This is a genomic window from Cupriavidus sp. KB_39 (assembly GCF_052114485.1).
GTDB lineage: Bacteria > Pseudomonadota > Gammaproteobacteria > Burkholderiales > Burkholderiaceae > Cupriavidus.
Map to the genome: position 1 here is coordinate 28628 of NZ_JBFREV010000036.1, position 24298 is coordinate 52925.

The following is a 24298-nucleotide window of genomic DNA, read 5'->3' on the forward strand; positions in this document are numbered from 1 at the left end:
CGGCGCCGTGGAGGGCGAACCGAGGGGCGCTGGCAGGGACGCCAGCGGGCCGGCGCGGCCGGCCGGGGACGAGCGCGGCTAGCGCTCGGAGTGGCTGCTGTGGCGGAACAGGCCCGGTACCAGGCGCAGCAGCGCCTCGCGGTCTTCGCCCTGGGTGTGGTTCAGCGCGTGGGTGGGGCCGTGCAGGAACTTGCGGGTCAGCGCGCCGGAGAGGGCTTCCAGCACGGCTTCGGGGTCGTCGCCACGCGCCAGCATGCGGCGCGCGCGTTCGAGTTCGGCCTGGCGCATGGCCTCGCCGTTGGACTGGATCTCGCGGATCACSGGCACCACGCTGCGCGTCTCCAGCCAGTGCATGAAGTTCTGCACGCGGCTTTCGATGATCGCCTCGGCCTGCGCCACGGCGGCCTGGCGCAGCGCGCTGCCCTCGCGCACCACGGCGCCGAGGTCATCCACGGTGTACAGGAACACGTCGTTCAGGCGCGCTACCTCGGGTTCCACGTCGCGCGGCACGGCCAGGTCGACCATCATGATCGGGCGATGCTTGCGGCGCTTGACCGCGCGCTCCACGGCGCCCAGGCCGATGATCGGCAGCGAACTCGCGGTGCAGGACACCACGATGTCGAACTCATGCAGCCGCTCGCCCAGATCCTGCAGGCGGATGGCCTGCGTGGTCAGGCCCTGTTCGGCCAGTTGCTCGGCCAGCCGCTCGCCACGCTCGACGGTGCGGTTGGCCACCACGATCTGGCGCGGCATCTGCGCGGCGAAGTGCGTGGCGCACAGCTCGATCATCTCGCCCGCGCCGATGAACAGCACGCGCTGGGTCGAAACACTTTCGAAAATCCGCTGGGCGAGCCGCACGGCGGCGGCAGCCATCGACACCGAATGGGCGCCGATCTCGGTCTGGCCGCGCACTTCCTTCGCCACGGCGAAGGTGCGCTGGAACAGCTGGTTCAGGTAGGTGCCAAGCGCGCCGGCCTCGCCAGCGGTGCGCACCGCGTCCTTGAGCTGGCCCAGGATCTGCGTTTCGCCGAGCACCATCGAGTCGAGTCCGCTGGCCACGCGGAACGCGTGACGCACGGCTTCGGACTGGGGCAGGGCATACAGATGGGGGGCCAGTTCGCCGGCCGGCACGTTGTGGTGCTGGGCCAGCCAGCGCAGCGTGTGCTCGAAGCCGTCCGCACCGGGCTGCAGCACATCGGTGGCGCAGTAGATCTCGGTACGGTTGCAGGTGGAGAGGATGGCGGCCTCGGTGCCGCTGCGGCCGGCCAGGTGGGTGCGCAGGGCGCCCAGAGCCGGTTTGATCTGCTCAAGCGGAAACGCCACACGCTCGCGGAGCGAGACGGGTGCCGTAGTGTGATTGATGCCGATCGCGAGCAGTTGCATTTGTGGGGTTCGTTGCMATCCGGATCGTAGCCGGAAGCGATGGCCATTATACCGCCGGGCCGCGATTTTGCAGGGCGAGGGGGCGTTTTGTTCCAAGTGCGCCAAAACGCCAGTATTGTTACGGCGCGGTCACGCGGTGCTGGCCGAATCCGGATCAAATAGGGGGTGCCGATGCTCGGCTTGGTGGTGGTGGGGGCGATCGTGGGCCTGGCGGGACGCCAGATGCACCCGGCCGGGCGRGTCGTGAGCCTGCCGGCCGCGCTGGTGCTGGGTGTGCTCGGCGCGCTGGGCGCCTTCTACGGCGGGCGCGCGGCCCACTTGTTTACCGACGGCCAGCTCTCGGGCTGGACCGCCGCGATCGTCGGCGCGGCGCTGCTGGTCGGCGTCTGGGGTGTGGCGCGCCCGCGACGGTAGGGCTGTCCGCCCCGCCGGCTGCCTAGGCTTGACCCCGCGCGGACAGGAAGCGCCGCAGGATCGCGCTCGAATAGTGGCTCGCCACGTCGCGCAAAAATGCCGAAAAGTCCACATGCGCGACATCGTCGGCCCGGTCCGATACGGTACGCATGACTGCATAGGGCACGCCGTACTCGTAGCAGATCTGGGCCAGCGCGGCGCCTTCCATCTCCACGGCCTGCAGGCCCGGCAGTCTTTCCCGCAGGTCGGCCACGGCCGCCGGGGCGTTGATGAACTGGTCGCCGCTGGCCACCATGCCCACGTGCAGGCGCGGCGCGGCCACGCCGAAGCGGGCCAGCACGCCGTCCGGCACTTCGGTGGCGAGGTCGAGGCGCAGGAAGTCGTCGGCCGCCGTCCGCAGCGCCGCCGTCAGCGCTGCATCGGCCGGAAAATCGGCGCGCGCCAGCAGCGGCACCTCGTGGCGCGGGAACAGCGGGCGGGCGTCCAGGTCGTGCTGGAGGGTGCGGTCCGCCACGACGATATCGCCCACGCGCACCTCGGGCCCCACGCCGCCCGCCAGCCCCGTGAACACGATCTCGTCGACGCCGAACTCGCGGATCAACGTGACCGTGGTGGCCGCCGCCGCCACCTTGCCCACGCGCGCGAGCACCAGCACCACGGACTGCCCGTGGAGCGTGCCGGCGTAGTAGTCCCGCATGCCGATGGTGCGCACGGTGGCGCGCGCGTCTTCGTGCCGCATGGCGGCGATCAGTCCATCGACTTCGTCGTGGAGCGCGGCAAGGATGCCGAGGGTCATGGCTGCCCGGATTGGATGAGAAAGGCGCCAGCATACCGGCGCCGGGAGCGCGGCGAAAGCGGGGCGCCGCGTTTTCAGAACCCTCTCATAGGCACGGGCAGGCCGCTTTGCTACAGTGCGCTTGCGTTCGCATTCCATCGTTTTCCATCGCATTCCAGCCCGGGAGAATTCCGTTGGAACCCCTTTCAGATCGACGCATGGCCCAGCAGGCGCTGGCCGACTGGCGCGCCCAGGATCGCCTTGGCGCGGAAAGCCTTGCGCCCGCGTGGGCCCGCACCTTGCCGGCGCGGGCCGACTGGCACCGCTGGCTCGAGCGGGCGCTGCTGGCGCTCGGCACCGCGCTGCTCTGCGCCGGCGTCATCGTCTTCTTCGCGTTCAACTGGGAGGCGCTGCACAAGTTCGCCAAGTTCGGGCTGCTGGCGGGCCTGCTGACCGGGCTTGCGGCGCTGGCGGCATGGCGGCCGGCCGGGGACGGCATCGGGCAGGCCGCGCTGGCCGGCGCGCAGGTGGTGTCGGGGGTCTGGATGGCCGTGATCGGCCAGACTTACCAGACCGGCGCCGATGCCTGGCAACTGTTCGCCCTGTGGACGCTGCTGGCCGTGCCATGGGCGCTGGCCGCGCGGGCGGCGCCGCACTGGTGGCTGGTGATCATGGTCGGCAACGTGGCGCTGCTCCGTTATGGCAGTGTGCGGCTGGGCGTGGGCAGCATGTTCGACCTGCTGTTTTCGGGGCGCCATGCGCGCGAGACCACGMTGTTCCTGCTGCTGGCGTGTTGCATCCAACTGGTGATCTGGTACGTGCTGGCGGCCCGCGCGGCCCGCTGGGGTTTTCGGGGCGATGCCGGCCCGCGCCTGATCGCCGTGCTCGCCTGTGGATATGCGGCCTGGCTGGGCCTGACGAGCGTGCTGGTCCATCGCGTGGAGGCGGTGGGGCTAGTGGCCGGCGCGGTGGCGCTGGCCGGGCTCGGCGCCTGGTTCCGGCGGCGCGCGTCGTTCGACATCGTCGTGCTGAGCCTCGCGTGTCTCGCCGGCATCGGGCTGGTGGTGTCGGCGCTGGGGCGCCTGCTCGCCGAGGGCCATGGCGACTTCGGCATCTTCCTGCTGCTCGGGCTGGTCACGGTAGGGCTGGCTGCKGYGGCGGCGGCATGGTTGCTGCGGGCATGGCGTGACGCCAGCGGGAGGCCGGCATGAGCGCGCAAGCGGTGGAGCGAAAGCTCTGGGACGACCTCACAGCACAGGGCGTGGTCGAGGGAGAGTACGTGGCCACGCAGCGCACGCCGTGGCCCATTCGCCTGCTGATGGGCGCGGCGGGCTGGCTCGGCGCGCTGTTCTTCCAGGTATTCCTGCTCGGCTCGGTGTTCGCGGCAACGAGCGGCAACGGCCCGGCCATGCTGGTGACCGGGCTGCTGATGCTGGGCGGGGCCGTGCTGCTGTACCGGATGGCCGGCGAGGGCAGCGGGCGCATCGCGCTCGGCCAGTTCGCGTTGGCCCTGAGCCTGGGCGGGCAGGGCATGGCGATCTTCGGCACGGCCCAGATGCTCGGCGGCGAGTGGCTGGTGGACCGCGCGGCGTTCTGGCTCGCGGTGGCCGTGTTCGAGGTGGCGCTGTACGCCATCGTGCCGAACCGGCTCCATCGTTTCGTGGTGGCGCTCGGCGCGTGGACGGCGCTGGCGTTCGCGCTGAATATCGCGCTGGCCGGCGCCCGGCACTACGGCTGGGTCGTGCTGCCGTGGTCGCTCGGMTGGCTGATGCCGCTGGCCTGCGCGGTGGTCACCGTCTTCGTGCTGAAAGAGCATTGGCTGGCGGCGCGCGGCGACCATGGGCGATGGGAGCCCGGCGCGGACGCCACGCTGGTCTTCGCGCTGGCGGCGGCGCTGCTGGTCACCGGGGCAAACCATCCGCTGGCTGGGGTTTTCGATGAACGTGGCGCACCGCGCCTGCTCGCGCCGTGGCTGGCCGGGGCGCTGATCGAGGCGGTGCTGCTGATGTTCGCGTTGTTCGAATGCCGGCGCCTGCATGTCGAGCCGCGCATCGGTGCGGCGGTGCTGGGTGTGACGCTGGCCTTCGCCACGCTGATGGTGATGGCGCCGGCAGTCGGTGCCGGCGTGCTGGCACTGGCGCTGGCCCTGCGGCGCGGGTCGCTGGCATGGCTCGGGCTCGGCATCGCGGCGGTCATCGCGGGCTTTGTCTGGTACTACGGCTCGCTCCAGTGGACGCTGCTGGCCAAGTCCGCCACGCTGGTGGCGGCCGGCGTGCTGCTGCTGGCGGTTCGGATCGTGATGCGACGGATGGAGGCGCGACCATGAAACGATGGATCGTGGTGGCATGGCTGCTGGTGATCGGCGTGGCCGGGGCGGTCATCGTCGGCAAGGAACGGGTGCTGTCGCATGGGGAGGTCGTCTACCTTCGGCTGGCACCCGTGGACCCGAGGTCCCTCATGCAGGGCGACTACATGGCGCTGAATTTCGCCCTCGGGCTGGAAATCGCCGCCGCCCAGGCCCGCGCCCAGTCCCCGCGCGAGCGGGAGACCGAAGTGGTGATCCGCCGCGACGCCGCCGGGGTCGGGCAACTGGTCCGGCTGCAGAACGGCCAGCCGCTGGCCGAGGGCGAGCGGCGCCTGCGCGTCCAGAACGTCCCCTCGCGCTGGGGCGGCCCGATCGTGCAGGTCTCCACCGACGCGTGGTTCTTTCAGGAAGGACAGGCGGAGCGGTTCGCCAAGGCCCGCTACGGCGAATTCCGGCTGGATAGCAGCGGTCAGGCGCTGCTGGTGGGCATGCGGGATGAACAGTTGAAGCCGTTGTAGCCGCGAGCGAGGGCTCGCGCTGCGCCCTAAAGCAAAAAACCCGGCATCTGCCGGGTTTTCTCGGGTTTGTTACGCCTGCCTCAGACGTTGAACAGGAAGTTCATCACGTCCCCGTCCTTCACCACATATTCCTTGCCTTCGGCGCGCATCTTGCCGGCTTCCTTCGCGCCCTGTTCGCCCTTGAACTGGATGAAGTCATCGTAGGCGATGGTTTGCGCGCGGATGAAGCCGCGTTCGAAGTCGGTGTGGATCACGCCGGCGGCCTTGGGGGCGGTGTCGCCCACGTGGATCGTCCAGGCGCGGACTTCCTTCACGCCTGCCGTGAAGTAAGTCTGCAGGCCCAGCAGCGTGAAGCCGGCGCGGATTACGCGGTCCAGGCCGGGTTCTTCCATGCCCAGGTCGGCAAGGAATTCGGCCTTGTCGGCGTCTTCCAGGTCGGCAATCTCGGCTTCGATGGCTGCGCAGACGGCCACGACCGGCGAATTGGTCAGCTTGGCGTGCTCGCGCACTGCGTCGAGGTGCGGATTGTTCTCAAAGCCGTCTTCGCGCACGTTKGCCACGTACATCGTCGGCTTGGCGGTGATCAGGCAGAACGGGCGGATGGCTTCCCATTCCTCGGGCGACAGGTCCAGCGTGCGCACGGCCTTGGCCTGATCGAGCACGGTTTGTGCCTTCTCCAGCACTGCCACGAGGCGCAGCGCTTCCTTGTCACCGGCGCGGGCGGGCTTGATATAGCGCGCGTGGGCCTTTTCCACCGTGGCCAGGTCGGCCAGCGCCAGTTCGGTGTTGATGACTTCGATGTCCGACAGCGGATCGACCTTGCCCGCCACGTGGATCACGTTCGGATCCTCGAAGCAGCGCACGACGTGCGTGATGGCGTCGGTTTCGCGGATATTGGCCAGGAACTGGTTGCCCAGGCCTTCGCCCTTGGACGCGCCCGCCACCAGGCCGGCGATATCGACGAATTCCACCGTCGCCGGCAGGATGCGCTCTGGCTTGACGATGTSAGCCAGCTTCGTAAGCCTCGGATCCGGCACTTCCACGACGCCCACATTGGGTTCGATGGTGCAGAACGGATAGTTTTCGGCGGCGATGCCGGCCTTGGTCAGGGCATTGAACAGCGTGGACTTGCCGACGTTGGGCAGGCCGACGATGCCGCATTTGAGGCTCATGGTGTCTGGCTGGAAATAGCAAAGGCTGTATTCTAGCGGATGGCCACCCTTGGCCAGCCTTTATCCCTCGGCGGGCGGCCCGCCACGGCTTGTGAGATGTCTCCGATGGCGCGCACGTCACGTCGCTATAATCGAGGCATGACCGGATCAGCCGCACCGGCGCGTCGCGCCGCCTCCCATTCCATGCCCTCGACTCCATCCTCCCGCTTTCAGATTGCCGTGGTCGGCGGCGGTATCGTCGGCAAGGCCTGCGCACTGCTGCTGGCCCAGCAGGGCATGCAGGTGGCCCTCGTCGCGCCGCGCCCCGTGGGCGAGACCGCGCGCACCGGGGARGACGACTGGGACAGCCGCATCTAYGCGTTCTCGTCCAGCTCGCAGCAGTTGCTGGAGCGGCTGCGCGTCTGGGAGGCCCTCGACCCGGCCCGTGTGCAGCCCGTGCGYGACATGCGCGTCTTCGGCGACGTCAGCGCCGCSGAGGCCAGCCCCTCGCCCCATGGCGATCTCCATTTCTCGGCTTACGCCGCCGCCGTGCCGCAACTGGCCTGGATCATCGAGTCGAGCCATGTGGAGCGCGTGCTGGACACCGCGCTACGCTTCCAGCACCAGGTGCAATGGTTCGATGAGGCGGCCGAAGGGCTCGATCGTGACGTTGACGGCGTGACCCTGACCCTCGCCAGCGGCGCCCGCGTGCGCGCCAACTGCGTGGTCGGCGCCGACGGCGCGCGCTCCTGGGTGCGCCAGCAATGCCATATCGGCACCAGCCAGCGGCGCTACCGCCAGCTTGGCGTGGTGGCGAACTTCGCCTGCGAACTGCCGCATCAGGAAACCGCATGGCAATGGTTCCTGGGCGCGCCCGAGAAGCTCATGGCCGACGAGGAACTCGCCAATGGCGAGATCGTCGCCATGCTGCCGCTGCCCGGCAACCGCGTGTCGATGGTCTGGTCCGCCGATGAAGCCCACGCGCAGGACCTCGTCGCGCTGTCCCCCGAGGCCCTCGCCGCCACCGTGGCCCAGGTGGCCAACGGGGCGGTCGGCGCCCGGTTCGGCRCRCTGCGCTGCCTGACGCCGGCCAAGGGCTTCCCGCTGGTGCTGCAGCGCGCCGAGCAGTTCGTCCAGCCGCACGTGGCGCTGGTCGGCGATGCCGCGCATGTGGTCCATCCGCTGGCCGGGCAGGGCATGAATCTTGGTTTACGCGATGTGACGGAACTTGGGCGCGTGATGGCCGACAAAGAACCGTTCCGATCGGAAGGCGACTTGCGCCTGTTGCGCCGCTACGAGCGTGCACGCGCCACGGACCTGCTCTCCCTGACTGCCGCCACCGATGGCTTGCACCGGCTGTTTTCGCTGCCGGGCGCGCCCGCGCGGCTGATACGCAACGCCGGCATGCGCGCCGTGGGCGGCCAGGGGCTGCTCAAGCGCTTCCTGATCGGCCGCGCGCTRGGCTGAGCCGGCCAACCACTATTTAAAGATTCTGCCGACAAGGCACCCGAACCCTGGAGTCACCATGTTGCAACTGTTCCGCCGCCGTTCCGCCCGCATGGGCGCCCTTGYTGCCCTGGCCGGTGGCCTGGCCCTGGGCGGCTACGCCCTGCACGCGCTGGCCGCGGACGAGCCGGGCACGGACCGCATCAAGGCCTCCATCCAGAAGATGCTGGGCGGCCGCGCCGAGGTGAAGAGCGTGACCAAGGCGCCGGTACCGGGTTTGTATGAAGTCAACGTGGCTGGCCAGATCGTGTACACCGACCCCACCGGGCGCTACATCATCAATGGCGAGGTCATCGACACCAAGACCAACACCAACCTGACCGAGGAGCGTCTGGCCGAGCTGAACAAGATAAAGTGGTCCGATCTGCCGCTGGCGCGCGCCATCAAATGGACGAAGGGCGATGGCAGCCGCACCGTGGCGGTGTTCTCGGACCCGAACTGCGGCTACTGCAAGAAGATCGAACAGACCTTCCAGCAGATGGACAACATCACGGTCTACACCTTCCTCTACCCGGTGCTGTCGCCCGATTCGACGACCAAGGCCAAGCAGGTCTGGTGTGCAACAGACCGTACCAAGGTGTGGCGCGACTGGATGCTGAACCACGTGGCCATCACCGGCAACGGTAGCTGCAAGACGCCGGTGGACGAGAACCTGGCGCTGGGCCAGAGCCTGAATATCTCGGGCACGCCGGCAGTGTTCTTCACCGACGGCACGCGCATCCCGGGCGCGGCGGACATCGCCACGCTGGAGCGCAAGCTCGCCAGTCTCAAGAAGTAACGCGCGGCGCCGGACCCTCCCGGCTGTTTGAAGCGGCCGGCACTGTCCGGCCGCTTTGCTTTCCGGCGCCTGCGCTGCGTTACCAAATTCCCTGAAAAATCAAAGAGATCGAGGAGACACCATGACGTTCCAGGCTTTGCTGCTGACCCAGGCCGATGGCAAGACGGCCGCCGCCGTCACCCAACTCGATGAATCCGCGCTGCCGGCGGACGGCAACGTGCTGGTGGCCGTCGACTATTCGACGATCAATTTCAAGGACGGCCTGGCAATCACGGGCCGCGCGCCGGTGGTGCGCAAGTGGCCGATGGTGGCGGGGATCGACGGCGCCGGCACGGTGCTCGATTCGAGCGACCCGCGCTGGCGCACCGGCGACCGCGTGGTGCTGAACGGCTTCGGCGTGGGCGAGACGCACTGGGGCTGCCTGGCGCAGCGCGCGCGGCTGCAGGGCGACTGGCTGGTGCGGCTGCCCGATGCGTTCACGTCGCGGCAGGCCATGGCGATCGGCACGGCCGGCTACACGGCCATGCTGTCGGTGCTGGCGCTGGAGCGCGGCGGCGCGCTTGGGCCCGTGAAGCCCGGCGATGGCGAGGTGCTGGTCACGGGCGCCTCGGGCGGCGTGGGCTCGGTGGCCATCGCCATCCTGTCGAAGCTCGGCTATCGCGTGGTGGCTTCCACCGGCAAGACCGCCGAGGCGGATTTCCTGCGTGCGCTGGGCGCCGCCGACGTGATCGACCGGGCCGAACTGGGCGCGCCGGGCAAGCCGCTCCAGAAGGAGCGCTGGGCGGGCGTGGTGGATTCGGTCGGCTCGCACACGCTGGTCAACGCCTGCGCCCAGGTGCGCTACGGCGGCGTGGTCACGGCGTGCGGGCTGGCGCAGGGCATGGATTTCCCGGCYTCGGTGGCGCCGTTCATCCTGCGCGGYGTGACGCTGGCCGGCATCGATAGCGTGATGGCGCCGATGTCGCTGCGCGAAACCGCGTGGAAGCGGCTGGCGCGGGATCTGGCCCCGGACCGGCTCCAGGCCATCACGCGTGAGATCCGGCTGGGCGAGGCCATCGMCGCCGCCAGCCAGATCATGGCGGGCGGCATGCGCGGCCGCGTGGTGGTCGATGTGAACGCCTGAGGGAACGTCCGAGGGAACGCCCACAAGACAAGTCCACGTTCGRAGGGTGACGGGGCGTGGCGCTACAATCACAACCATGACGCCGATCCGCTACGCCATCGCCCCGCTTCAGCCCGAAGCCCATCTGTTCGCCGTGACCGTGACGGTGGACGTCCCCGACCCCGCCGGCCAGGTCTTCACGCTGCCCGCGTGGATTCCCGGCAGCTACATGATCCGCGACTTCGCGCGCAACATCGTCCGCATTCGGGCCGATGCGGGCGGGGTGGCGGTGCCACTGACCAAGCTCGACAAGCAGAGCTGGCAAGCCGCACCGGTGGCTGCCGATGCCGGGCCGCTGGTCCTGCAATACGAGGTCTATGCCTGGGACCTGTCGGTGCGCAGCGCGCACCTCGACACCACCCACGGCTTCTTCAACGGCAGCTCCGTGTTCCTGCGCGTGGTGGGGCAGGACGACCAGCCGTGCACCGTCGATCTCCATGCGCCCGCCGGCGAGGCCTATGCCGACTGGCGCGTCGCCACGGCGCTGCCCGAGGCGCGCGGCCCCGGCGGCGCGCGCCGCTACGGCTTTGGGCGCTATCAGGCAGCCAACTACGACGAACTGATCGACCATCCGGTGGAGATGGGCACGTTCGCCATGGCCAGTTTCCGTGCCTGCGGCGCCCAGCACGACGTGGTGTTCACGGGCAAGGTGCCGAACCTGGACCTGCAACGCGTCTGCCGCGACCTGAAACAGATCTGCGAGGCCCAGATCCGGCTGTTCGAGCCGCGCTCGGCCCGCGCGCCGTTCCTGGACAGCAATCGCCGCTACGTCTTCATGACGATGGTGACCACTGACGGCTACGGCGGCTTGGAGCACCGCGCCAGCACGGCGCTGATGTGCGCGCGCGGCGACCTGCCGGTGCGCGGCAACGCCGAGACCAGCGAGGGCTATCGCACCTTCCTGGGGCTGTGCAGCCACGAGTACTTCCACACCTGGAACGTCAAGCGGATCAAGCCGGCGGCGTTCGTGCCGTACCAGCTCGCGCAGGAAACCTATACGCCGCTGCTGTGGCTGTTCGAAGGATTTACGAGCTACTACGACGATCTGATCCTGGCCCGGACGGGGCTGGTTTCGACCACCCAGTACGTCGAGATGCTGGCCAAGACCTGGAACGGCGTCTTGCGTGGCAACGGCCGCACCAAGCAGAGCGTGGCCGACAGCGCCTTCGATGCCTGGACGAAATACTATCGGCAGGACGAGAACGCGCCGAACGCCATCGTCAGCTATTACACCAAGGGTTCGCTGGTAGGGCTGGCGCTGGACCTGACCATCCGCGAGAAGACCGGCGGGCGGAAATCGCTCGATGACATCATGCGCGCGCTCTGGCAGCGCTACGGTCGCGACTTCTACGCGCCGGGCGCCACCCAGCGCGGCGTGACGGAAGCCGAGGTCCACGCGCTGTTCGATCAGGTGACCGGGCTGCGGCTCGGCACGCTGCTGCGGGCACTGACCGAGGGCACGGGCGAGATCAACCTGCCGCCGCTGTTCCGCGCCTTCGGCATCAAGGCCGAGAAGGTCGAGCCGGGTAAGCCGTCCGCCGGCGCGGCGCTGGGYATCAAGACCCGCAACGAGGAAGGCTGGGTGCGCGTGAGCCAGGTGCTCGACGGCGGGGCGGGACAGGCCGCCGGCGTCTCGGCGGGTGACCTGCTCGTGGCGCTGGACGGCCTGCGGCTGGCGCCCGGCCAGCTCGACAAGCAACTGGCGCGCTACCGGCCCGGCGACGCCGTGCAGCTCCACCTGTTCCGGCGCGATGAACTCCAGGTGCTGCCCGTCACCCTGGCGCGCGAGCCGGCCATGCAGTACAAAGTGAACGTGGAGCCCGGCAAGCATGCGGCCCGCACGCGCTGGCTGGGGCAGTAACCGGCCGATGACGGCGCCCGGGTCCTGACACCGGGCGCCAGTCGACAGTCGACAATCGCCCCCCGCTGCCCCAACGTCGCCATCGTCCGCCAGCCCAACATCGCCCCATGGAATACGCGCACGATCCTCGTACGTTTCTGTTCTCTCACTATATCTACCGTGGCCTGCGCTCGGCCACGGGGGTCATCGGCGCCACGCTGCTGGCCATGCAGGTCATGGACCTGCCCAGCGCCATGGTCGTGTCGATGGGCGCGCTCTGCACCAGCCTGATGGACCTGCCCAGCCCGCTGAACCACAAGTTCAACGAGATGCTGGCCAGCGTGCTGCTGTGTACCGCCGTGACCGCCGTGGTGGCGCTGGCCACGCCGTTCCCGCGCGTGCTGCCGTGGGTGCTGGTGCTGGTGACCTTCCTCGCCGGCATGATGACGGTCTATGGCAACAAGACCATGCCGTTGCAGTTTTCGGCATTGTTCGTCATGACGCTCACCGTCAACGAGGACTTCGTGCTCCAGAAGGCGTTCGTCCATGCCGGGCTGTTCGGGGCCGGGGCGGTGGCCTACATGGCCTATGCGATGGCGGTCAGCTGGGTCATGGAGCGGCGCACGCGCCAGCAGATACTGGCCGAGTCGCTGTACGAAATGTCTCACTACCTCGAGATCAAGGCAGGTTTCTACGATGCCGGCACCGACTACGAGGAACAGTTCAACCAGCTGGTGCGCCAGCAGATCGTGGTGGCCGAGCGCCAGCAGGCGGCGCGCGATCTGGTGCTGCGTGGMAACCGCACCAAGCGTGACGGCCTGCTGGTACGCGTGCACCTGCGGATGCTCGATCTCTACGAGTACATCCTTTCCACCAACACCGACTATCCCTTGCTGCGCCAGACCTTCGGTGGYACGCCGGCGCTGGACGCGATACGGCGGCTGGTACGTGGGCTGGGCAAGGATCTCGAGGAAATCGCCTACGACGTCACACGCGGCAAGCCTTCGTACAGCGCCCATGACTACGGCCCCGACCTGCGCGCCGTGACGACGGAAATCGAACAATTACGCCATCACCACGTGTCGGCGGCGGCCATGACGGCGGTCGCGGAGACGATTGAGATGATTCGCGGTGCCATCACGCTGGTCGGCCAGTTGCACGAGGCGTCCCGCACACCGGTGGAGCCGGCCAAGGTGATGCCGGGGTCGGACATGACACCGTTCCTGACCCGCCAGAAGTACGAGCTGGGCGTGATCCTGGACAACCTGCGCTGGCGCTCGCCGGCGTTTCGCTACTCGCTGCGCATCACGATGGCGGTGGCGGTGGGACTCTGGCTGGGCGACCGGCTGCCGTATGCGTCGCACAGCTATTGGATTCTTCTCACGATTGTCGTAATCCTGAAGCCGAATTACAGCCTGACCAAGCAGCGCTACAACGACCGGCTGATCGGCACGCTGATTGGTTGCCTGATCAGCGTGGTGGTGCTGCGCGTGGTGACGGAGCCGCTGGCGCTGCTGGCGGTGCTCTACGTGGCACTGGTGGCCAGTTCGGCGTTTTCCACCATCAAGTACCGCTACACGGCCATCGCCGCCTGCGTGCAGGTGCTGATCCAGATCAACCTGCTGATGCCGGGCAGCCAGACCGTAGTGGGCGAGCGGCTGATCGATACGGTGATCGGCGGCGTGATCGCGTCCATCTTCAGCTTTGTGCTRCCGAGCTGGGAGTACCGGGCGATTCCCAAGCTGGTGGAGAACGTGCTTCAGGCCAACCGGCGCTATATCGCCGCCACGCGCGACCTGCTGCTGCGCCGCGCCCAGGACGACTTTGCCTACCGCGTACAGCGCAAGCAGTTCATGGACAACCTGTCGGCGCTGATCGCCTCGTTCCAGCGCATGCTCGACGAACCGCGCAGCCGGCACCGCGCCGTGGACAACCTGAGCCGCTTCATCAATCAGAACTATCTGGTGGCGGCGCATGTGGCGGCGGCGCGCATCCAGGTGCGCCAGCACTACGAGGAACTGGACGTGCCGGCGGCCGAGGCGGCCATCGAGCAGGCCACGGAAGCCGCCACGCGCAGCCTGACGCTGGCCAGCGAACGGCTGGCGGGCGAGGAGCGGCAYGGGCCGCGCGGCGCTGGCTTTATCCGCACGCCGACGGAAACTGCCGTCGCCGGGGTGGGCCTGCCGCCGCACGAACTGGTCGCAGGGGCCGCCGCCGATGACGACGAAGCCAGCGAGCGCCGCGCACGGATCGCCGATTCGGCGGATCGGCGCAAGGCGGACGTGCTGGTCCAGGCCGCCGCGGCGGGCGAGATCGGCGCGGACGAGCGCGATGCCGCCGCGCAACCTGCCGAGTCGGGCGCGAGTTCGACCGGCCGCGCCGCCAACGCGGTGCTGGAGCGCCGCCTGCGCGCGCTGCGCGAAGACGCCGCCAAGATCGCGCTGCGCACCGGCGCGATTGGCCGGTCGATGGCGGAGAAGGATTGAAAGAACCGTGCGACTGGATGCGCCGACCCTCTCCCCCGGCCCCTCTCCCGCAAGCGGGCGAGGGGAGACCACAGGCAGCGGCTGAAGGGTAATGGTTTGCTCCCCTCTCCCTCCGGGAGAGGGCTGGGGGAGAGGGCAGGCGCCCGCAGCACCTCAAACGGAGAATCACCGATGACAGCCATTCATGAAACCTGGCATCTCATCGCCCATGGCCGCGTGCAGGGCGTGGGCTATCGCGCGGCCTGCGCGGACCGCGCCGTGGCGCTGGGGCTGGTGGGATGGGTGCGCAACCGGACCGATGGCACGGTCGAGGTGATCGCGCAGGGGCCGCGCGACCCGCTTGAGGCGCTGCGGACGTGGATGGCGGCGGGCCCGCCGGCCGCGCAGGTGTCGAAGGTGGAGATGACCCCGGCGGACGACGAAGGGCCCTTCAGCGGGTTCCGCTGGCTGCCGACTGCTTAAATATTAGACAGCGCTTAGTCGGCCTTCAGCCAATCAATCGGCGCCCGGCCATGCCGTTCCAGCCAGTCATTGGCCTGCCGRAAATGCCCGCAACCCAGGAATCCGCGATGCGCGGACAGCGGCGACGGATGCGGCGCCTCCAGGACGCAATGCGTGTGCGCGGTCTGCCCATCGAGCAGTGCCCGCTTGGCCTGCGCATGGCTGCCCCATAGCAGGAACACGAGATTGGGCTGCGACGCCGCCAGCGCGTGGATCAGGCAATCGGTCACCGCYTCCCAGCCGCGCTTGGCGTGGCTGGCCGCCTGGCCTTGCTCCACGGTTAGCACGGTGTTCAGCAGCAGCACGCCCTGACGCGCCCAGCCCTCCAGATTGCCGGAGGCGCGCGTGGGCTCGGCGCCRTACTCGGCACCGATTTCCTTGAAGATATTGCGAAGGCTCGGCGGCACCTTGACGCCCTCGGGCACCGAGAACGCCAGCCCGTGCGCCTGCGGAATCTCCGCGCCASCGACCACGCCGGTGCCGTGATACGGGTCCTGCCCCAGGATCACGACCTTGACGGCATCGGGCGGGGTCAGGTGCAGCGCGTGGAAGACCGCGTGCGGAAACACCGGCTTGCCGGCGGCGCGCTCGCCATCGACAAAGCGCGCCAACTCGTCCCACGCGGCATGGCCGAGGCACGGCGCGAGCAGGGTGCGCCACGCGGCGGGCAGCGCATCGACCTGGGTTTGCAAAGGGGCGATGGCAGGAGGCTCGGCGGCCACGGGTGCAGCAAAGAAGTCGGCTTGCATGCGGGGAGGGGAGAGMGTCAGGAGAGTTCGCCGCCCGTCAGGCGATAGCCGCGCGCGGCCTTGCTCAGATCGGACGGGGTGAGCGGCGCCACATGGGACAGCCGCGCGGCGAACGCACGCAGCGCGGCTTCGGCAAGCTGGCTGTCGTCGGCCCCGCCGTTGTCATCGCCCGGCAGCCATTCGAGTTCGAGTTCCTGGATGGTCTCGACCTGGGCCTGCCCCGGCGCGGTGATCTTGCCRGTATCGAGCGCGGCTTCGATGCGCGCGCCGTCCTGCATGACGATCCATGTGCGGCGGACGAAATCGGTGCGGAATACCGGCGCCAGATGGTCGGCCAGCGGCGCCAGCACGGCGCGCGCCTCGTCGGGGAAGCGGGACAGCTCGATGGCCTCGCCGGCCACGTCGCACTCCCACTCGTTGCGCGAGGCCATCCCGCCCTGGCTGCTGCCGGCGGTCTTCAGCGTCTGGAGCCACTGGCTGCCCTTCTGGTCGCCCTTTTGGCGCAGTCGGAGCGCGGCACGCTGGCGGGCGAGGTCGCGCGCGGGCGTGTCCAGGTAGACGTTGAGCAACGTGGTTTCGCCGCGCGCCTCGCCGTTGGCATCGAGCCACGCGGCCACGGCCGCCAGCGCGGCGTCTGGCACGGCCAGCTTCAGTTCGATTTCACGCGGCATGGCAGCGATCCGTCGTTATGCGAACAGCCGTGCCAGTTCCACGCCCGGATCCGGCGCGCGCATGAACGCCTCGCCCACCAGGAACGCGTTGACGTTGGCGTCGCGCATCCGCTTCACATCGGCCGGGCCGAGGATGCCGGACTCCGTGACCACCAGCCGCTCCGGCGGCATCGACGGCAGCAGGTCCAGCGTGTTGTCCAGCGAGACCTCGAAGGTGCGCAGATTGCGGTTGTTCACGCCGACCAGCGGGGTCTTGAGGCGCAGCGCGTGGTCCAGTTCGTCGGCGCCGTGCACTTCCACAAGCACGTCCATGCCCAGTTCCAGCGCGCAGGCTTCCAGTTCGGCCATCAGGCCCGGGTCCAGCGCGGCCACGATCAGCAGGATGCAGTCGGCGCCCCAGGTACGGGCCTCGTAGACCTGATACAGGTCGACCATGAAGTCCTTGCGCAGCGCCGGCAGCGGGCAGGCCCCGCGCGCGCGCTTCAGGAAATCGGCATGGCCCTGGAAGAAGTTCACATCGGTCAGCACGGASAGGCAGGCCGCGCCGTGGCTGGCGTAGCTCTCGGCAATGGCCTCGGGCACGAAATGCTCGCGCAGCACGCCCTTGGACGGCGATGCCTTCTTGACCTCGGCAATCACGCCCGCGTGGCCCGCCGCGATCTTCTCGCGCAGGGACCGCTCGAAGCCGCGCGGCGCCAGGCCGGGCTCGGTGCGCAGGGCCTCGGCCTCGGCGCGCAGGCTGGGCAGGTCGCGCTTCTTGCGCGCGGCGGCCACTTCGTCGGCCTTCACGGCCAGGATTTTTTGCAGGATGTCGGACATGGCGGATTACTTGAATTGCTGCGTGGCACGCACGAACTGGTCGAGCTTCTCGCGGGCGGCGCCGCTGGCGATGGCCTTGCGGGCGCGTTCGATGCCGTCCTCGATCGAGCTGGCCACGTTGGCTGCGTAGAGCGCGGTGCCGGCGTTCAGCGTGACGATCTCGCGCGGCGTACCCGGCACATCGGTCAGCGCTTCGAGCAGCATCTCCTTCGATTCCACGGCATCGGCCACCTTCAGGCCCCGGTTGGAGATCATCGACAGGCCGAAGTCCTCCGGGTGAATCTCATACTCGCGCACCTCGCCATCCTTGAGTTCGCCSACCAGCGTGGCGGCRCCGAGCGAGACCTCGTCCATGCCGTCCTTGCCGTACACGACGATGGCGTGCTTGGCGCCCAGGCGCTGCATCACGCGCACCTGAATGCCRACGAGGTCCGGGTGGAACACGCCCATCAGGATATTGGGGGCGTCSGCCGGGTTGGTCAGCGGGCCGAGGATGTTGAAGATGGTGCGCACGCCCATCTCCTTGCGGATCGGGGCGACGTTCTTCATGGCCGGATGGTGCGTCGGCGCGAACATGAAGCCGATGCCGGTCTGCTCGATGCACTGGCCGACCTGCTCCGGCGTGAGCATGATGTTCACGCCCAGCGCCTCCAGCACATCGGCGCTGCCCGACTTGGACGACACGCCCCGGTTGCCGTGCTTGGCGATCTTCGCGCCGGCGGCTGCCGCCACGAACATCGACGCCGTGGAGATGTTGAACGTATGCGACCCATCGCCGCCCGTTCCCACGATATCGACGAAATTGTCGCGGTCCGTCACCGGCACCTTGTTGGCGAACTCGCGCATCACCTGCGCCGCCGCCGAGATCTCGCCGATGGTTTCCTTCTTGACGCGCAGCCCGGTCAGGATGGCGGCCGCCATCACGGGCGAGATCTGCGCCTGCATGATCTGCCGCATCAGGTGCAGCATCTCGTCATGGAAGATCTCGCGGTGTTCGATGCAGCGCGTCAGCGCTTCCTGCGGCGTGATGGACATGGCGGATTCTTGAATAGGGTCGGGGGCGGGGGCGAACGTTGCGGGATCGAGCCGCCTCATCGCGGCACCTTCAGGAAGTTGGCCAGCAGCGCATGGCCGTGTTCGGACAGGATCGATTCCGGGTGGAACTGCACGCCTTCCACGGCCAGCGTCTTGTGGCGCACGCCCATGATCTCGCCGTCCGGCGTCCACGCGGTCACTTCCAGGCAATCGGGCAGGGTCTCCCGCTCGATCGCCAGCGAATGATAGCGCGTGATGTCGAAGTGCCGGGGCAGGCCGGCGAACACGCCTTCCTGGGTGGTTTCGATGGTGCTGACCTTGCCATGCATCACCTGCTTGGCGCGAATCACTTTTCCGCCAAATGCCTCGCCGATGGCCTGGTGGCCGAGGCACACGCCCAGCAGCGGGATCTTGCCCGCGAAGTGTTGCAGCACGGCCACCGAGATGCCGGCTTCCTTCGGGCTGCACGGGCCGGGCGACACGCAGATGCGCTCCGGGTTGAGCGCCTCGATCTCCTCGAGGGTGATCTCGTCGTTGCGGTAGGTCCGCACGTCGGCGCCGAGTTCGCCGAAGTACTGCACCAGGTTGTAGGTAAACGAATCGTAGTTGTCGATCATCAGCAGCATGGTCGTTTCTCCAGTTCCTGGGGTCAGAGGTCGGCGTCCAGGCCGTCCTGGACTTGCTCGGCGGCGCGGATCACGGCGCGCGCCTTCGCCTCGGTTTCCCTCCATTCGGCCTCGGGGTCCGAGTCCGCGACAATGCCGGCGGCAGCCTGCACATAGAGATTGCCGTCCTTGATGATGCCGGTGCGGATGGCGATGGCGAGGTCCATTTCGCCGCCGAACGACAGGTAGCCCACCGCGCCGCCATAGATGCCGCGCTTGCGGGGCTCCAGTTCGTCGATGATTTCCATCGCCCGCACCTTGGGCGCGCCGGACAGCGTGCCGGCCGGGAAGGTGGCACGCAAAACGTCCAGATTGCTCATGCCCTCGCGCAGYGTGCCTTCCACCGAGCTGACGATGTGCTGCACGTGCGAGTACTTCTCGATGACCATCTTGTCGGTCACCTTGACCGTGCCGGTTTCGGCAATGCGCCCGATGTCGTTGCGCGCCAGGTCGATCAGCATCACGTGCTCGGCAATCTCCTTCGGATCGTTGAGCAGTTCGGTGGCGAGCTGGGCGTCACGCTCGGGCGTGCTGCCGCGCGGGCGCGTGCCGGCCAGCGGGCGGATCGTCACGATGTGCTTGCTGTCGGCATCGCCGTTCGTGCCCATCTTGCGGGTTTCCTGGCGCACCAGGATCTCCGGCGAGGCGCCCACCACCTGGAAATCGCCGAAATTGTAGAAATACATATAGGGCGACGGGTTCAGCGAGCGCAGCGCGCGGTACAGCGACAGCGGCGAGTCGCGGTACGGCTTGACCAGCCGCTGGCCGATCTGCACCTGCATCATGTCGCCGGCCATGATGTATTCCTTGGCCTTGTGCACGGCGGCGATGTAGTCCGCCTTGGCGAATTCGCGGTAGACCTCGGACTGCACGGACGGGCTGGTCACCGGCACGTCCACCGGCTGGCGCAGCTTCATGCGCAGTTCGCGCAGGCGCTGGCGGGCGCGCGGGTAGGCTTCGGGGGTGGTCGGGTCGGCGTAGACAATCAGGTACAGCTTGCCGGACAGGTTGTCGATGACCGCCAGTTCCTCGCACAGCAGCAGCTGGATGTCGGGCAGGTCGAGATCGTCCGGCTTCTGCCTGTCGGCGAGCTTTTTCTCGATATAGCGCACCGCGTCGTAGCCGAAGTAGCCGGCCAGGCCGCCGCAGAAGCGCGGCAGGCCGGGGCGCATGGCCACCTTGAAGCGGCTCTCGAACGTGGCGATGAAGTCGAGCGGATTGCCCTCATGGGTCTCGACGACCTTGCCGTCGGTGACCACCTCGGCGCGCTGGCCGTAGGCGCGCAGCAGCGTACGGGCATGCAGGCCGATAAACGAATAGCGGCCGAAGCGCTCACCGCCCACCACCGATTCCAGCAGGAAGGTGTTCACGCCGCGCGTTTGCGACTGAGCCAGCTTCAGATAGAGCGAGAGCGGCGTCTCCAGGTCGGCCAGCGCCTCGGCGATGATCGGAATACGGTTGTAGCCCTGGTCGGCCAGCGATTTGAATTCCAGTTCGGTCATGTCGATCCTCTTCTTGCGGCACCCGCGTATCGGATGTGGGGCGCGGCACCGCTTGTGTCGGCAGGGGAGGGCTGGCGCAACGCTGGCAACCCGCCCCGGGGGCGGACCGTGGTGCGAAGGGCTTGCACGAAGGCGCACAAGCGCGCACACGGCCGGGCGTGGCGTGCGGCGCGTTCTTGAGCTAACCGTAGCACATGCGGCTACGGCGCTGGCGGAGGGATCTGGGGATCGGCGCGGAGGCCGGCCTGGTGTGGCGGGGCCGGGTCCGGCGGAACCGGAACTCGTCGGGGGCGGCTGGCCGCGTGAAGCAGCTTGGTCCGGCCCGGCAAGTCCGTCAGGTGACTCGCGAACGCACTTTACGCCTGTTCAGAGGCGCGCCAGCGACGCCAGGGCCAGGCCTGCCGATCACTGCCAGAAAAGATGCGTTTGCGGTTGAGAAACATGGAGTTTTCAGCGTGGTACCCGCTGTGCGCGCTGTGCGGTAACAAGCGCTGCGGCGCGGGCAATGTCGGGGACTATACCATCGGCGTCAACGCCTTGTACAGGGTTCCCATGGTTGTAGCCATATGGCACCAACAGCACACCCATGCCGGCCGCGCGGGCCGCCTGCGCGTCGTTTTCGGAGTCGCCGATGGCCAGCACGGCGGCCGGATCGAGGCGGAATGCCTCGGCCACCCTGAGCAGCGGGAACGGATCGGGCTTGCGCAGCGCGAAGGCGTCGCCGCCGTAGACCAGTTCGAAAAACGGCGCCAGGCCGGTCTTGGCCAGCAGCGGTTCGGTGAAATTCCAGGGCTTGTTGGTCACGCAGGCCAGCCGCAACCCGGCCGCCTTCAGCGCCGCCAGCCCCTCGCGCACATTGGGGTAGAGCGCCGAGAACTGGCCGTTGATGCGCACGTACTCGCGGTCATAGAGCGCGTAGGCCTCGGCGAACAGCCCGTTGGCGTGCAGCGGCGAGAAGCGCGCGTCCAGCACCCGGCGGATCAGGTTTTCCGAGCCCTTGCCGACGAAGCTGACGATCTCCTGGGTGGACATCGGCGCCACCGGCCCCAGGTGCGGATGCAGGTGCGCCAACGCCAGCAGCATCGCGTTGACGGAGGCGTGGAAGTCGCCCGCCGTATCGACCATGGTGCCGTCCAGATCGACGATCACCGCCTCGATGCCGCTCCAGTCCGTGCGGCGCAGGATTTCAAGACCCATCTGTCCGGCCCGCCCGCTCAACGGCCAGCCGTGGCCAGCGCGTCGCGCAGCTGGCCGAGGACGCCGCGGTAGCCGCCATCGGCGTCCGGCTTGCTGAACACGGCGGAGCCGGCCACGAAGGTGTCCGCGCCGGCCGCGGCGATCTCGGCGATGTTGTCCACCTTCACGCCGCCGTCCACTTCCAGCAGGATCTGCCGGCCGGTGCGGGCCGTGTAGGCGTCGATGCGGGCGCGCACGGCGCGCAGCTTGTTCAGTGTCTCGGGAATGAACGACTGGCCGCCGAAGCCCGGGTTGACGGACATCAGCAGGATCACGTCCAGGCGGTCCATCACATGGTCCAGGTGGTGCAGCGGCGTGGCCGGGTTGAATACCAGGCCGGCCTGGCAGCCGTGGTCGCGGATGAGGGCCAGCGAACGGTCGATGTGATCGCTCGCCTCCGGGTGGAAGGTGATGATATTGGCGCCCGCCTTGGCGAAGTCCGGGATGATGCGGTCTACCGGGCGCACCATCAGGTGCACGTCGATCGGGGCGGTCACGTGCGGGCGGATGGCCTCGCAGACCAGCGGGCCCACGGTCAGGTTCGGCACGTAGTGGTTGTCCATCACGTCGAAATGGATCCAGTCGGCGCCGGCTTCGGTGACGCGGCGCACTTCCTCGCCCAGGCGGGCGAAGTCGGCGGACAGGATGGACGGGGCGATGCGGTAGGTGGGCGTGCTCATGGTGTGGGGCGGTGCGGGCGGGGCGGGTGGCCCGGCCGGCATCCGGATCGTCGGCATGGGAATGGCGCGTATTTTACGCCGGACCGGGCCCCTGGCGCCGGCGTCGCCCAGAATCCCGCCCAACCACGCCCAAAATCCGCCCGCTTGCCCCTGCCGGGGCCTTGCCGCACAATGCGGACACCCGACCGTGGCGCCTGGCGCCGCAGGCCGCCCCGATCCTCCATCCGATCCGTCGATCCCGGTCGACGCATGAGCCAGCAATGAGCGAGTACGCTTTTTCCGTGGCGGTACGCACCCAGTACCTGCCCGACCAGTCGGACCCCGATCGCGGACGTTTCGCGTTCGCGTACACCATCACCATCCACAACACCGGCGAAGTGGCCGCGCAGCTGATTTCGCGCCACTGGACCATCACGGACAGCGACAACGCCGCGCAGGAAGTGGCCGGCCTCGGCGTGGTGGGCCATCAGCCGCTGCTCAAGCCGGGCGAGCACTTCGAATACACGAGCTGGGCGACGATTTCCACCCCGGTGGGGTCGATGAAGGGCCTGTACTTCTGCGTGGCCGAGGATGGCCATCGCTTCGAGGTGCCGATTCCCGAGTTCGCGCTGGTGCTGCCGCGCATGCTCCACTAAGACTGGCGGGAACTCAGGCGGCGGGCGGCGGGTCTGCGTCCTTCGGTGCCTCGGCGGTCCGGGATGGATGATCCTTGGGCGCGCGGCTCGGGCGCGGATGCTTGCGCGCCGTGCCCATGGTCCAGACCACGATGAAGATCAGCAGCAACAGCGCCACGCCGGCTTCGGCCGCGAGCAGCAGGGTGGGATGGTCTTCGAAGAACTGGCTCATCGGGATCAGGATCGGGATCGAGGCGTGGATCGGTCAGACAGGTACGAGATTGTAGGACATGCGTGCCGCCGTGCAGCGCGCGCACGGTGCTAACAACGAAGACGATGGCATATCAGGAATCCTTTGGGGCGGTATCTCCGTGCAACCGGCCGGCAACGGGCGGGAAATCGGTGACATCCATGGCTGGATGGCGCACGTGGCTGGCGCTGGCCGGGGCAGCCGTGCTGCTGGCCGGCTGCATGAGCGGCCCGCCGCCGCGCGTGGAAGGCCCGGGCGGCACGCCCGGCACCCYGACGCCGCCGCCCTCCGCCAACGCCGGCCGGCTGCAGCCGGCGAGCTGGGCCGAGATCGGCGGCTGGAGCCAGGACGACGTGCGCGCCGCCTGGCCCGCGCTGCAGGCCAGCTGCCAGGCCCTGAAGAAGCGCGCYGACTGGAACCGCGTCTGCGCGGTCGGCCTGATGGTGGATGCCGGCGACCTCGCCGCCATGCGCGAGTAYTTCGAGACCCATTTCCAGCCGTTCCGCGTGATCAATGGCGACGGCACCGATAGCGGCCTGATCACCGGCTATTACGAGCCRATCCTGCACGGATCGCGCACGCGCCAGGGCACCTTCCAGATTCCGCTGTACCGCCGTCCGCCGCAACTGGGCAAGGGCGCGCTGCCGGCCCGGGCCGARCTGCTGCGCAACCCGGCGCTGCGCGGCAACGAGGTGGTGTGGGTGGACGACGCCGTGGAAGCCGCCTTCCTCCAGATTCAGGGTTCGGGCCGTATCCGGCTGCCCGATGGCTCGGTGATGCGCGTCGGCTTCGGTGGCACCAACGACCAGCCGTTCCGGTCCTTCGGCAAATGGCTGCTCGACCGGGGCGAGATCACGTCCGCGCAGGCCACGATGCAGGGCATCAAGGCGTGGGCGCGCGCCAATCCGGCCCGCGTGGAGGAGATGCTCAACGTGAATCCGCGCTACGTCTTCTTCCGCGAACTCCCCGCGAACAACGACGGTCCGGTCGGCGCGCTGGGCGTGCCGCTGACGGCCGAGCGGTCGATTGCCGTCGATCCGGCCACGATTCCGCTGGGCGTGCCGGTGTTCCTCTCGACCACCCGGCCGCTCTCGACCGAACCGATCCAGCGCCTGATGTTCGCGCAGGACACCGGCTCGGCCATCAAGGGCGGCGTGCGGGCCGACTTCTTCTGGGGTGCCGGCGACGCCGCCGGCGAGACGGCCGGCCGCATGAAGCAGGGCGGCCGGATGTGGGTGCTGATGCCGCGCAGCTAAGC

24 protein-coding genes are annotated in these 24298 nt (G+C 68.5%); 12 read left to right on the plus strand and 12 right to left on the minus strand.

The genetic code is table 11. From position 1 onward, the window contains the following. Positions 1-78 precede the first annotated feature (78 nt). Positions 79-1383, minus strand: a complete 1305-nt coding sequence (hemA, locus tag AB4Z27_RS22775) for a glutamyl-tRNA reductase (RefSeq protein WP_092299082.1) — start codon at positions 1381-1383, stop codon at positions 79-81. Between the two features lie 171 nt (positions 1384-1554). Here hemA and AB4Z27_RS22780 point away from each other — a divergent pair, with 171 nt between their 5' ends. Then, positions 1555-1797: a GlsB/YeaQ/YmgE family stress response membrane protein gene (locus AB4Z27_RS22780; protein WP_092299079.1), complete on the plus strand. Its 243-nt coding sequence runs from the start codon at positions 1555-1557 to the stop codon at positions 1795-1797. A 22-nt stretch (positions 1798-1819) separates the two neighbouring features. Here AB4Z27_RS22780 and AB4Z27_RS22785 read toward each other — a convergent pair whose 3' ends face one another. Continuing rightward, on the minus strand, positions 1820-2593 hold the full coding sequence (locus tag AB4Z27_RS22785; RefSeq protein ID WP_441645318.1) for a 5'-methylthioadenosine/adenosylhomocysteine nucleosidase: 774 nt from the start codon (positions 2591-2593) through the stop codon (positions 1820-1822). Between the two features lie 173 nt (positions 2594-2766). On the opposite strand from AB4Z27_RS22785, the gene AB4Z27_RS22790 reads away from it, so the two are divergent. Genes AB4Z27_RS22790 through AB4Z27_RS22800 form a run of 3 tightly spaced genes read left to right on the plus strand, consistent with a single transcriptional unit; the run spans position 2767 to position 5395 of the window. Then, positions 2767-3783, plus strand: a complete 1017-nt coding sequence (locus AB4Z27_RS22790) for a DUF2157 domain-containing protein (RefSeq protein WP_441645319.1) — start codon at positions 2767-2769, stop codon at positions 3781-3783. Beyond that, a complete protein-coding gene (locus AB4Z27_RS22795; protein ID WP_441593367.1) occupies positions 3780-4898 on the plus strand; it encodes a DUF4401 domain-containing protein in 1119 nt (372 codons plus the stop codon). The genes AB4Z27_RS22790 and AB4Z27_RS22795 overlap by 4 nt, the downstream gene beginning before the upstream one ends. Then, complete coding sequence (locus AB4Z27_RS22800) at positions 4895-5395, plus strand: GDYXXLXY domain-containing protein (RefSeq protein WP_092299067.1); 501 nt, start codon at positions 4895-4897, stop codon at positions 5393-5395. Before AB4Z27_RS22795 ends, AB4Z27_RS22800 begins: the two co-directional genes overlap by 4 nt. Positions 5396-5475: 80 nt before the next feature. Here the strand turns inward: AB4Z27_RS22800 and ychF are convergent, their stop codons facing one another. Continuing rightward, the gene (gene ychF / locus AB4Z27_RS22805) at positions 5476-6567 is read right to left on the minus strand and encodes a redox-regulated ATPase YchF (RefSeq protein WP_441645320.1); all 1092 of its coding nucleotides are present in this window, start codon (positions 6565-6567) and stop codon (positions 5476-5478) included. Positions 6568-6705: 138 nt separating this feature from the next. Between ychF and AB4Z27_RS22810 the strand changes: the two genes are divergently transcribed. From AB4Z27_RS22810 to AB4Z27_RS22835, 6 genes are all read left to right on the plus strand, one after another. After that, positions 6706-8013 (plus strand): UbiH/UbiF family hydroxylase, encoded by a 1308-nt coding sequence (locus AB4Z27_RS22810; protein ID WP_441645321.1) that lies wholly within the window; start codon positions 6706-6708, stop codon positions 8011-8013. A 58-nt stretch (positions 8014-8071) separates the two neighbouring features. Further along, positions 8072-8830, plus strand: coding sequence for a DsbC family protein (locus AB4Z27_RS22815; protein WP_441645322.1), 759 nt, complete (start codon positions 8072-8074; stop codon positions 8828-8830). 121 nt (positions 8831-8951) lie between these two features. Then, on the plus strand, positions 8952-9953 hold the full coding sequence (gene acuI, locus AB4Z27_RS22820; RefSeq protein WP_441645323.1) for an acrylyl-CoA reductase (NADPH): 1002 nt from the start codon (positions 8952-8954) through the stop codon (positions 9951-9953). A 76-nt stretch (positions 9954-10029) separates the two neighbouring features. After that, positions 10030-11853 carry a M61 family metallopeptidase gene (locus AB4Z27_RS22825; protein WP_441645324.1) on the plus strand — a complete coding sequence of 608 codons (1824 nt, stop codon included), beginning with the start codon at positions 10030-10032 and terminating at the stop codon, positions 11851-11853. A gap of 107 nt (positions 11854-11960) precedes the next feature. Next, positions 11961-14318, plus strand: coding sequence for an FUSC family protein (locus tag AB4Z27_RS22830; RefSeq protein ID WP_092299049.1), 2358 nt, complete (start codon positions 11961-11963; stop codon positions 14316-14318). A gap of 171 nt (positions 14319-14489) precedes the next feature. Continuing rightward, positions 14490-14780 (plus strand): acylphosphatase, encoded by a 291-nt coding sequence (locus tag AB4Z27_RS22835; protein WP_092299047.1) that lies wholly within the window; start codon positions 14490-14492, stop codon positions 14778-14780. A gap of 14 nt (positions 14781-14794) precedes the next feature. Here the strand turns inward: AB4Z27_RS22835 and AB4Z27_RS22840 are convergent, their stop codons facing one another. From AB4Z27_RS22840 to rpe, 8 genes are all read right to left on the minus strand, one after another. After that, on the minus strand, positions 14795-15568 hold the full coding sequence (locus tag AB4Z27_RS22840) for a uracil-DNA glycosylase (RefSeq protein ID WP_441645325.1): 774 nt from the start codon (positions 15566-15568) through the stop codon (positions 14795-14797). Between the two features lie 17 nt (positions 15569-15585). Further along, positions 15586-16239, minus strand: a complete 654-nt coding sequence (locus tag AB4Z27_RS22845; protein ID WP_092299043.1) for a CYTH domain-containing protein — start codon at positions 16237-16239, stop codon at positions 15586-15588. A gap of 15 nt (positions 16240-16254) precedes the next feature. Beyond that, the gene (trpC, locus tag AB4Z27_RS22850; protein ID WP_441645326.1) at positions 16255-17058 is read right to left on the minus strand and encodes an indole-3-glycerol phosphate synthase TrpC; all 804 of its coding nucleotides are present in this window, start codon (positions 17056-17058) and stop codon (positions 16255-16257) included. Positions 17059-17064: 6 nt separating this feature from the next. Then, the gene (gene trpD / locus AB4Z27_RS22855; protein WP_092299037.1) at positions 17065-18093 is read right to left on the minus strand and encodes an anthranilate phosphoribosyltransferase; all 1029 of its coding nucleotides are present in this window, start codon (positions 18091-18093) and stop codon (positions 17065-17067) included. Between the two features lie 56 nt (positions 18094-18149). After that, complete coding sequence (locus AB4Z27_RS22860) at positions 18150-18719, minus strand: aminodeoxychorismate/anthranilate synthase component II (RefSeq protein ID WP_441593356.1); 570 nt, start codon at positions 18717-18719, stop codon at positions 18150-18152. A gap of 23 nt (positions 18720-18742) precedes the next feature. Next, positions 18743-20260, minus strand: coding sequence for an anthranilate synthase component I (trpE, locus tag AB4Z27_RS22865; RefSeq protein ID WP_092299031.1), 1518 nt, complete (start codon positions 20258-20260; stop codon positions 18743-18745). A gap of 450 nt (positions 20261-20710) precedes the next feature. Continuing rightward, the gene (gene gph / locus AB4Z27_RS22870) at positions 20711-21457 is read right to left on the minus strand and encodes a phosphoglycolate phosphatase (RefSeq protein WP_092299029.1); all 747 of its coding nucleotides are present in this window, start codon (positions 21455-21457) and stop codon (positions 20711-20713) included. A 17-nt stretch (positions 21458-21474) separates the two neighbouring features. Beyond that, entirely contained in the window at positions 21475-22176 is a 702-nt protein-coding gene (gene rpe / locus AB4Z27_RS22875; protein WP_092299461.1) for a ribulose-phosphate 3-epimerase, read from the minus strand. Between the two features lie 260 nt (positions 22177-22436). Here rpe and apaG point away from each other — a divergent pair, with 260 nt between their 5' ends. After that, positions 22437-22811: a Co2+/Mg2+ efflux protein ApaG gene (gene apaG / locus AB4Z27_RS22880; RefSeq protein WP_092299026.1), complete on the plus strand. Its 375-nt coding sequence runs from the start codon at positions 22437-22439 to the stop codon at positions 22809-22811. Between the two features lie 13 nt (positions 22812-22824). Here apaG and AB4Z27_RS22885 read toward each other — a convergent pair whose 3' ends face one another. After that, on the minus strand, positions 22825-23022 hold the full coding sequence (locus AB4Z27_RS22885) for a hypothetical protein (protein WP_092299023.1): 198 nt from the start codon (positions 23020-23022) through the stop codon (positions 22825-22827). 179 nt (positions 23023-23201) lie between these two features. Here AB4Z27_RS22885 and mltA point away from each other — a divergent pair, with 179 nt between their 5' ends. Then, positions 23202-24296: a murein transglycosylase A gene (gene mltA / locus AB4Z27_RS22890; protein ID WP_441645327.1), complete on the plus strand. Its 1095-nt coding sequence runs from the start codon at positions 23202-23204 to the stop codon at positions 24294-24296. Positions 24297-24298: the final 2 nt, after the last annotated feature.

What these genes read in the sequence shown, in the direction of transcription:
- AB4Z27_RS22785 (WP_441645318.1), bottom strand. Translation starts at nt 2,593, where the DNA reads ATGACCCTCGGCATCCTTGCCGCGCTCCACGACGAAGTCGATGGACTG.
- AB4Z27_RS22800 (WP_092299067.1), top strand. Translation starts at nt 4,895, where the DNA reads ATGAAACGATGGATCGTGGTGGCATGGCTGCTGGTGATCGGCGTGGCC.
- AB4Z27_RS22835 (WP_092299047.1), top strand. Translation starts at nt 14,490, where the DNA reads ATGACAGCCATTCATGAAACCTGGCATCTCATCGCCCATGGCCGCGTG.
- AB4Z27_RS22860 (WP_441593356.1), bottom strand. Translation starts at nt 18,719, where the DNA reads ATGCTGCTGATGATCGACAACTACGATTCGTTTACCTACAACCTGGTG.
- gph (WP_092299029.1), bottom strand. Translation starts at nt 21,457, where the DNA reads ATGGGTCTTGAAATCCTGCGCCGCACGGACTGGAGCGGCATCGAGGCG.
- rpe (WP_092299461.1), bottom strand. Translation starts at nt 22,176, where the DNA reads ATGAGCACGCCCACCTACCGCATCGCCCCGTCCATCCTGTCCGCCGAC.
- apaG (WP_092299026.1), top strand. Translation starts at nt 22,437, where the DNA reads ATGAGCGAGTACGCTTTTTCCGTGGCGGTACGCACCCAGTACCTGCCC.
- AB4Z27_RS22885 (WP_092299023.1), bottom strand. Translation starts at nt 23,022, where the DNA reads ATGAGCCAGTTCTTCGAAGACCATCCCACCCTGCTGCTCGCGGCCGAA.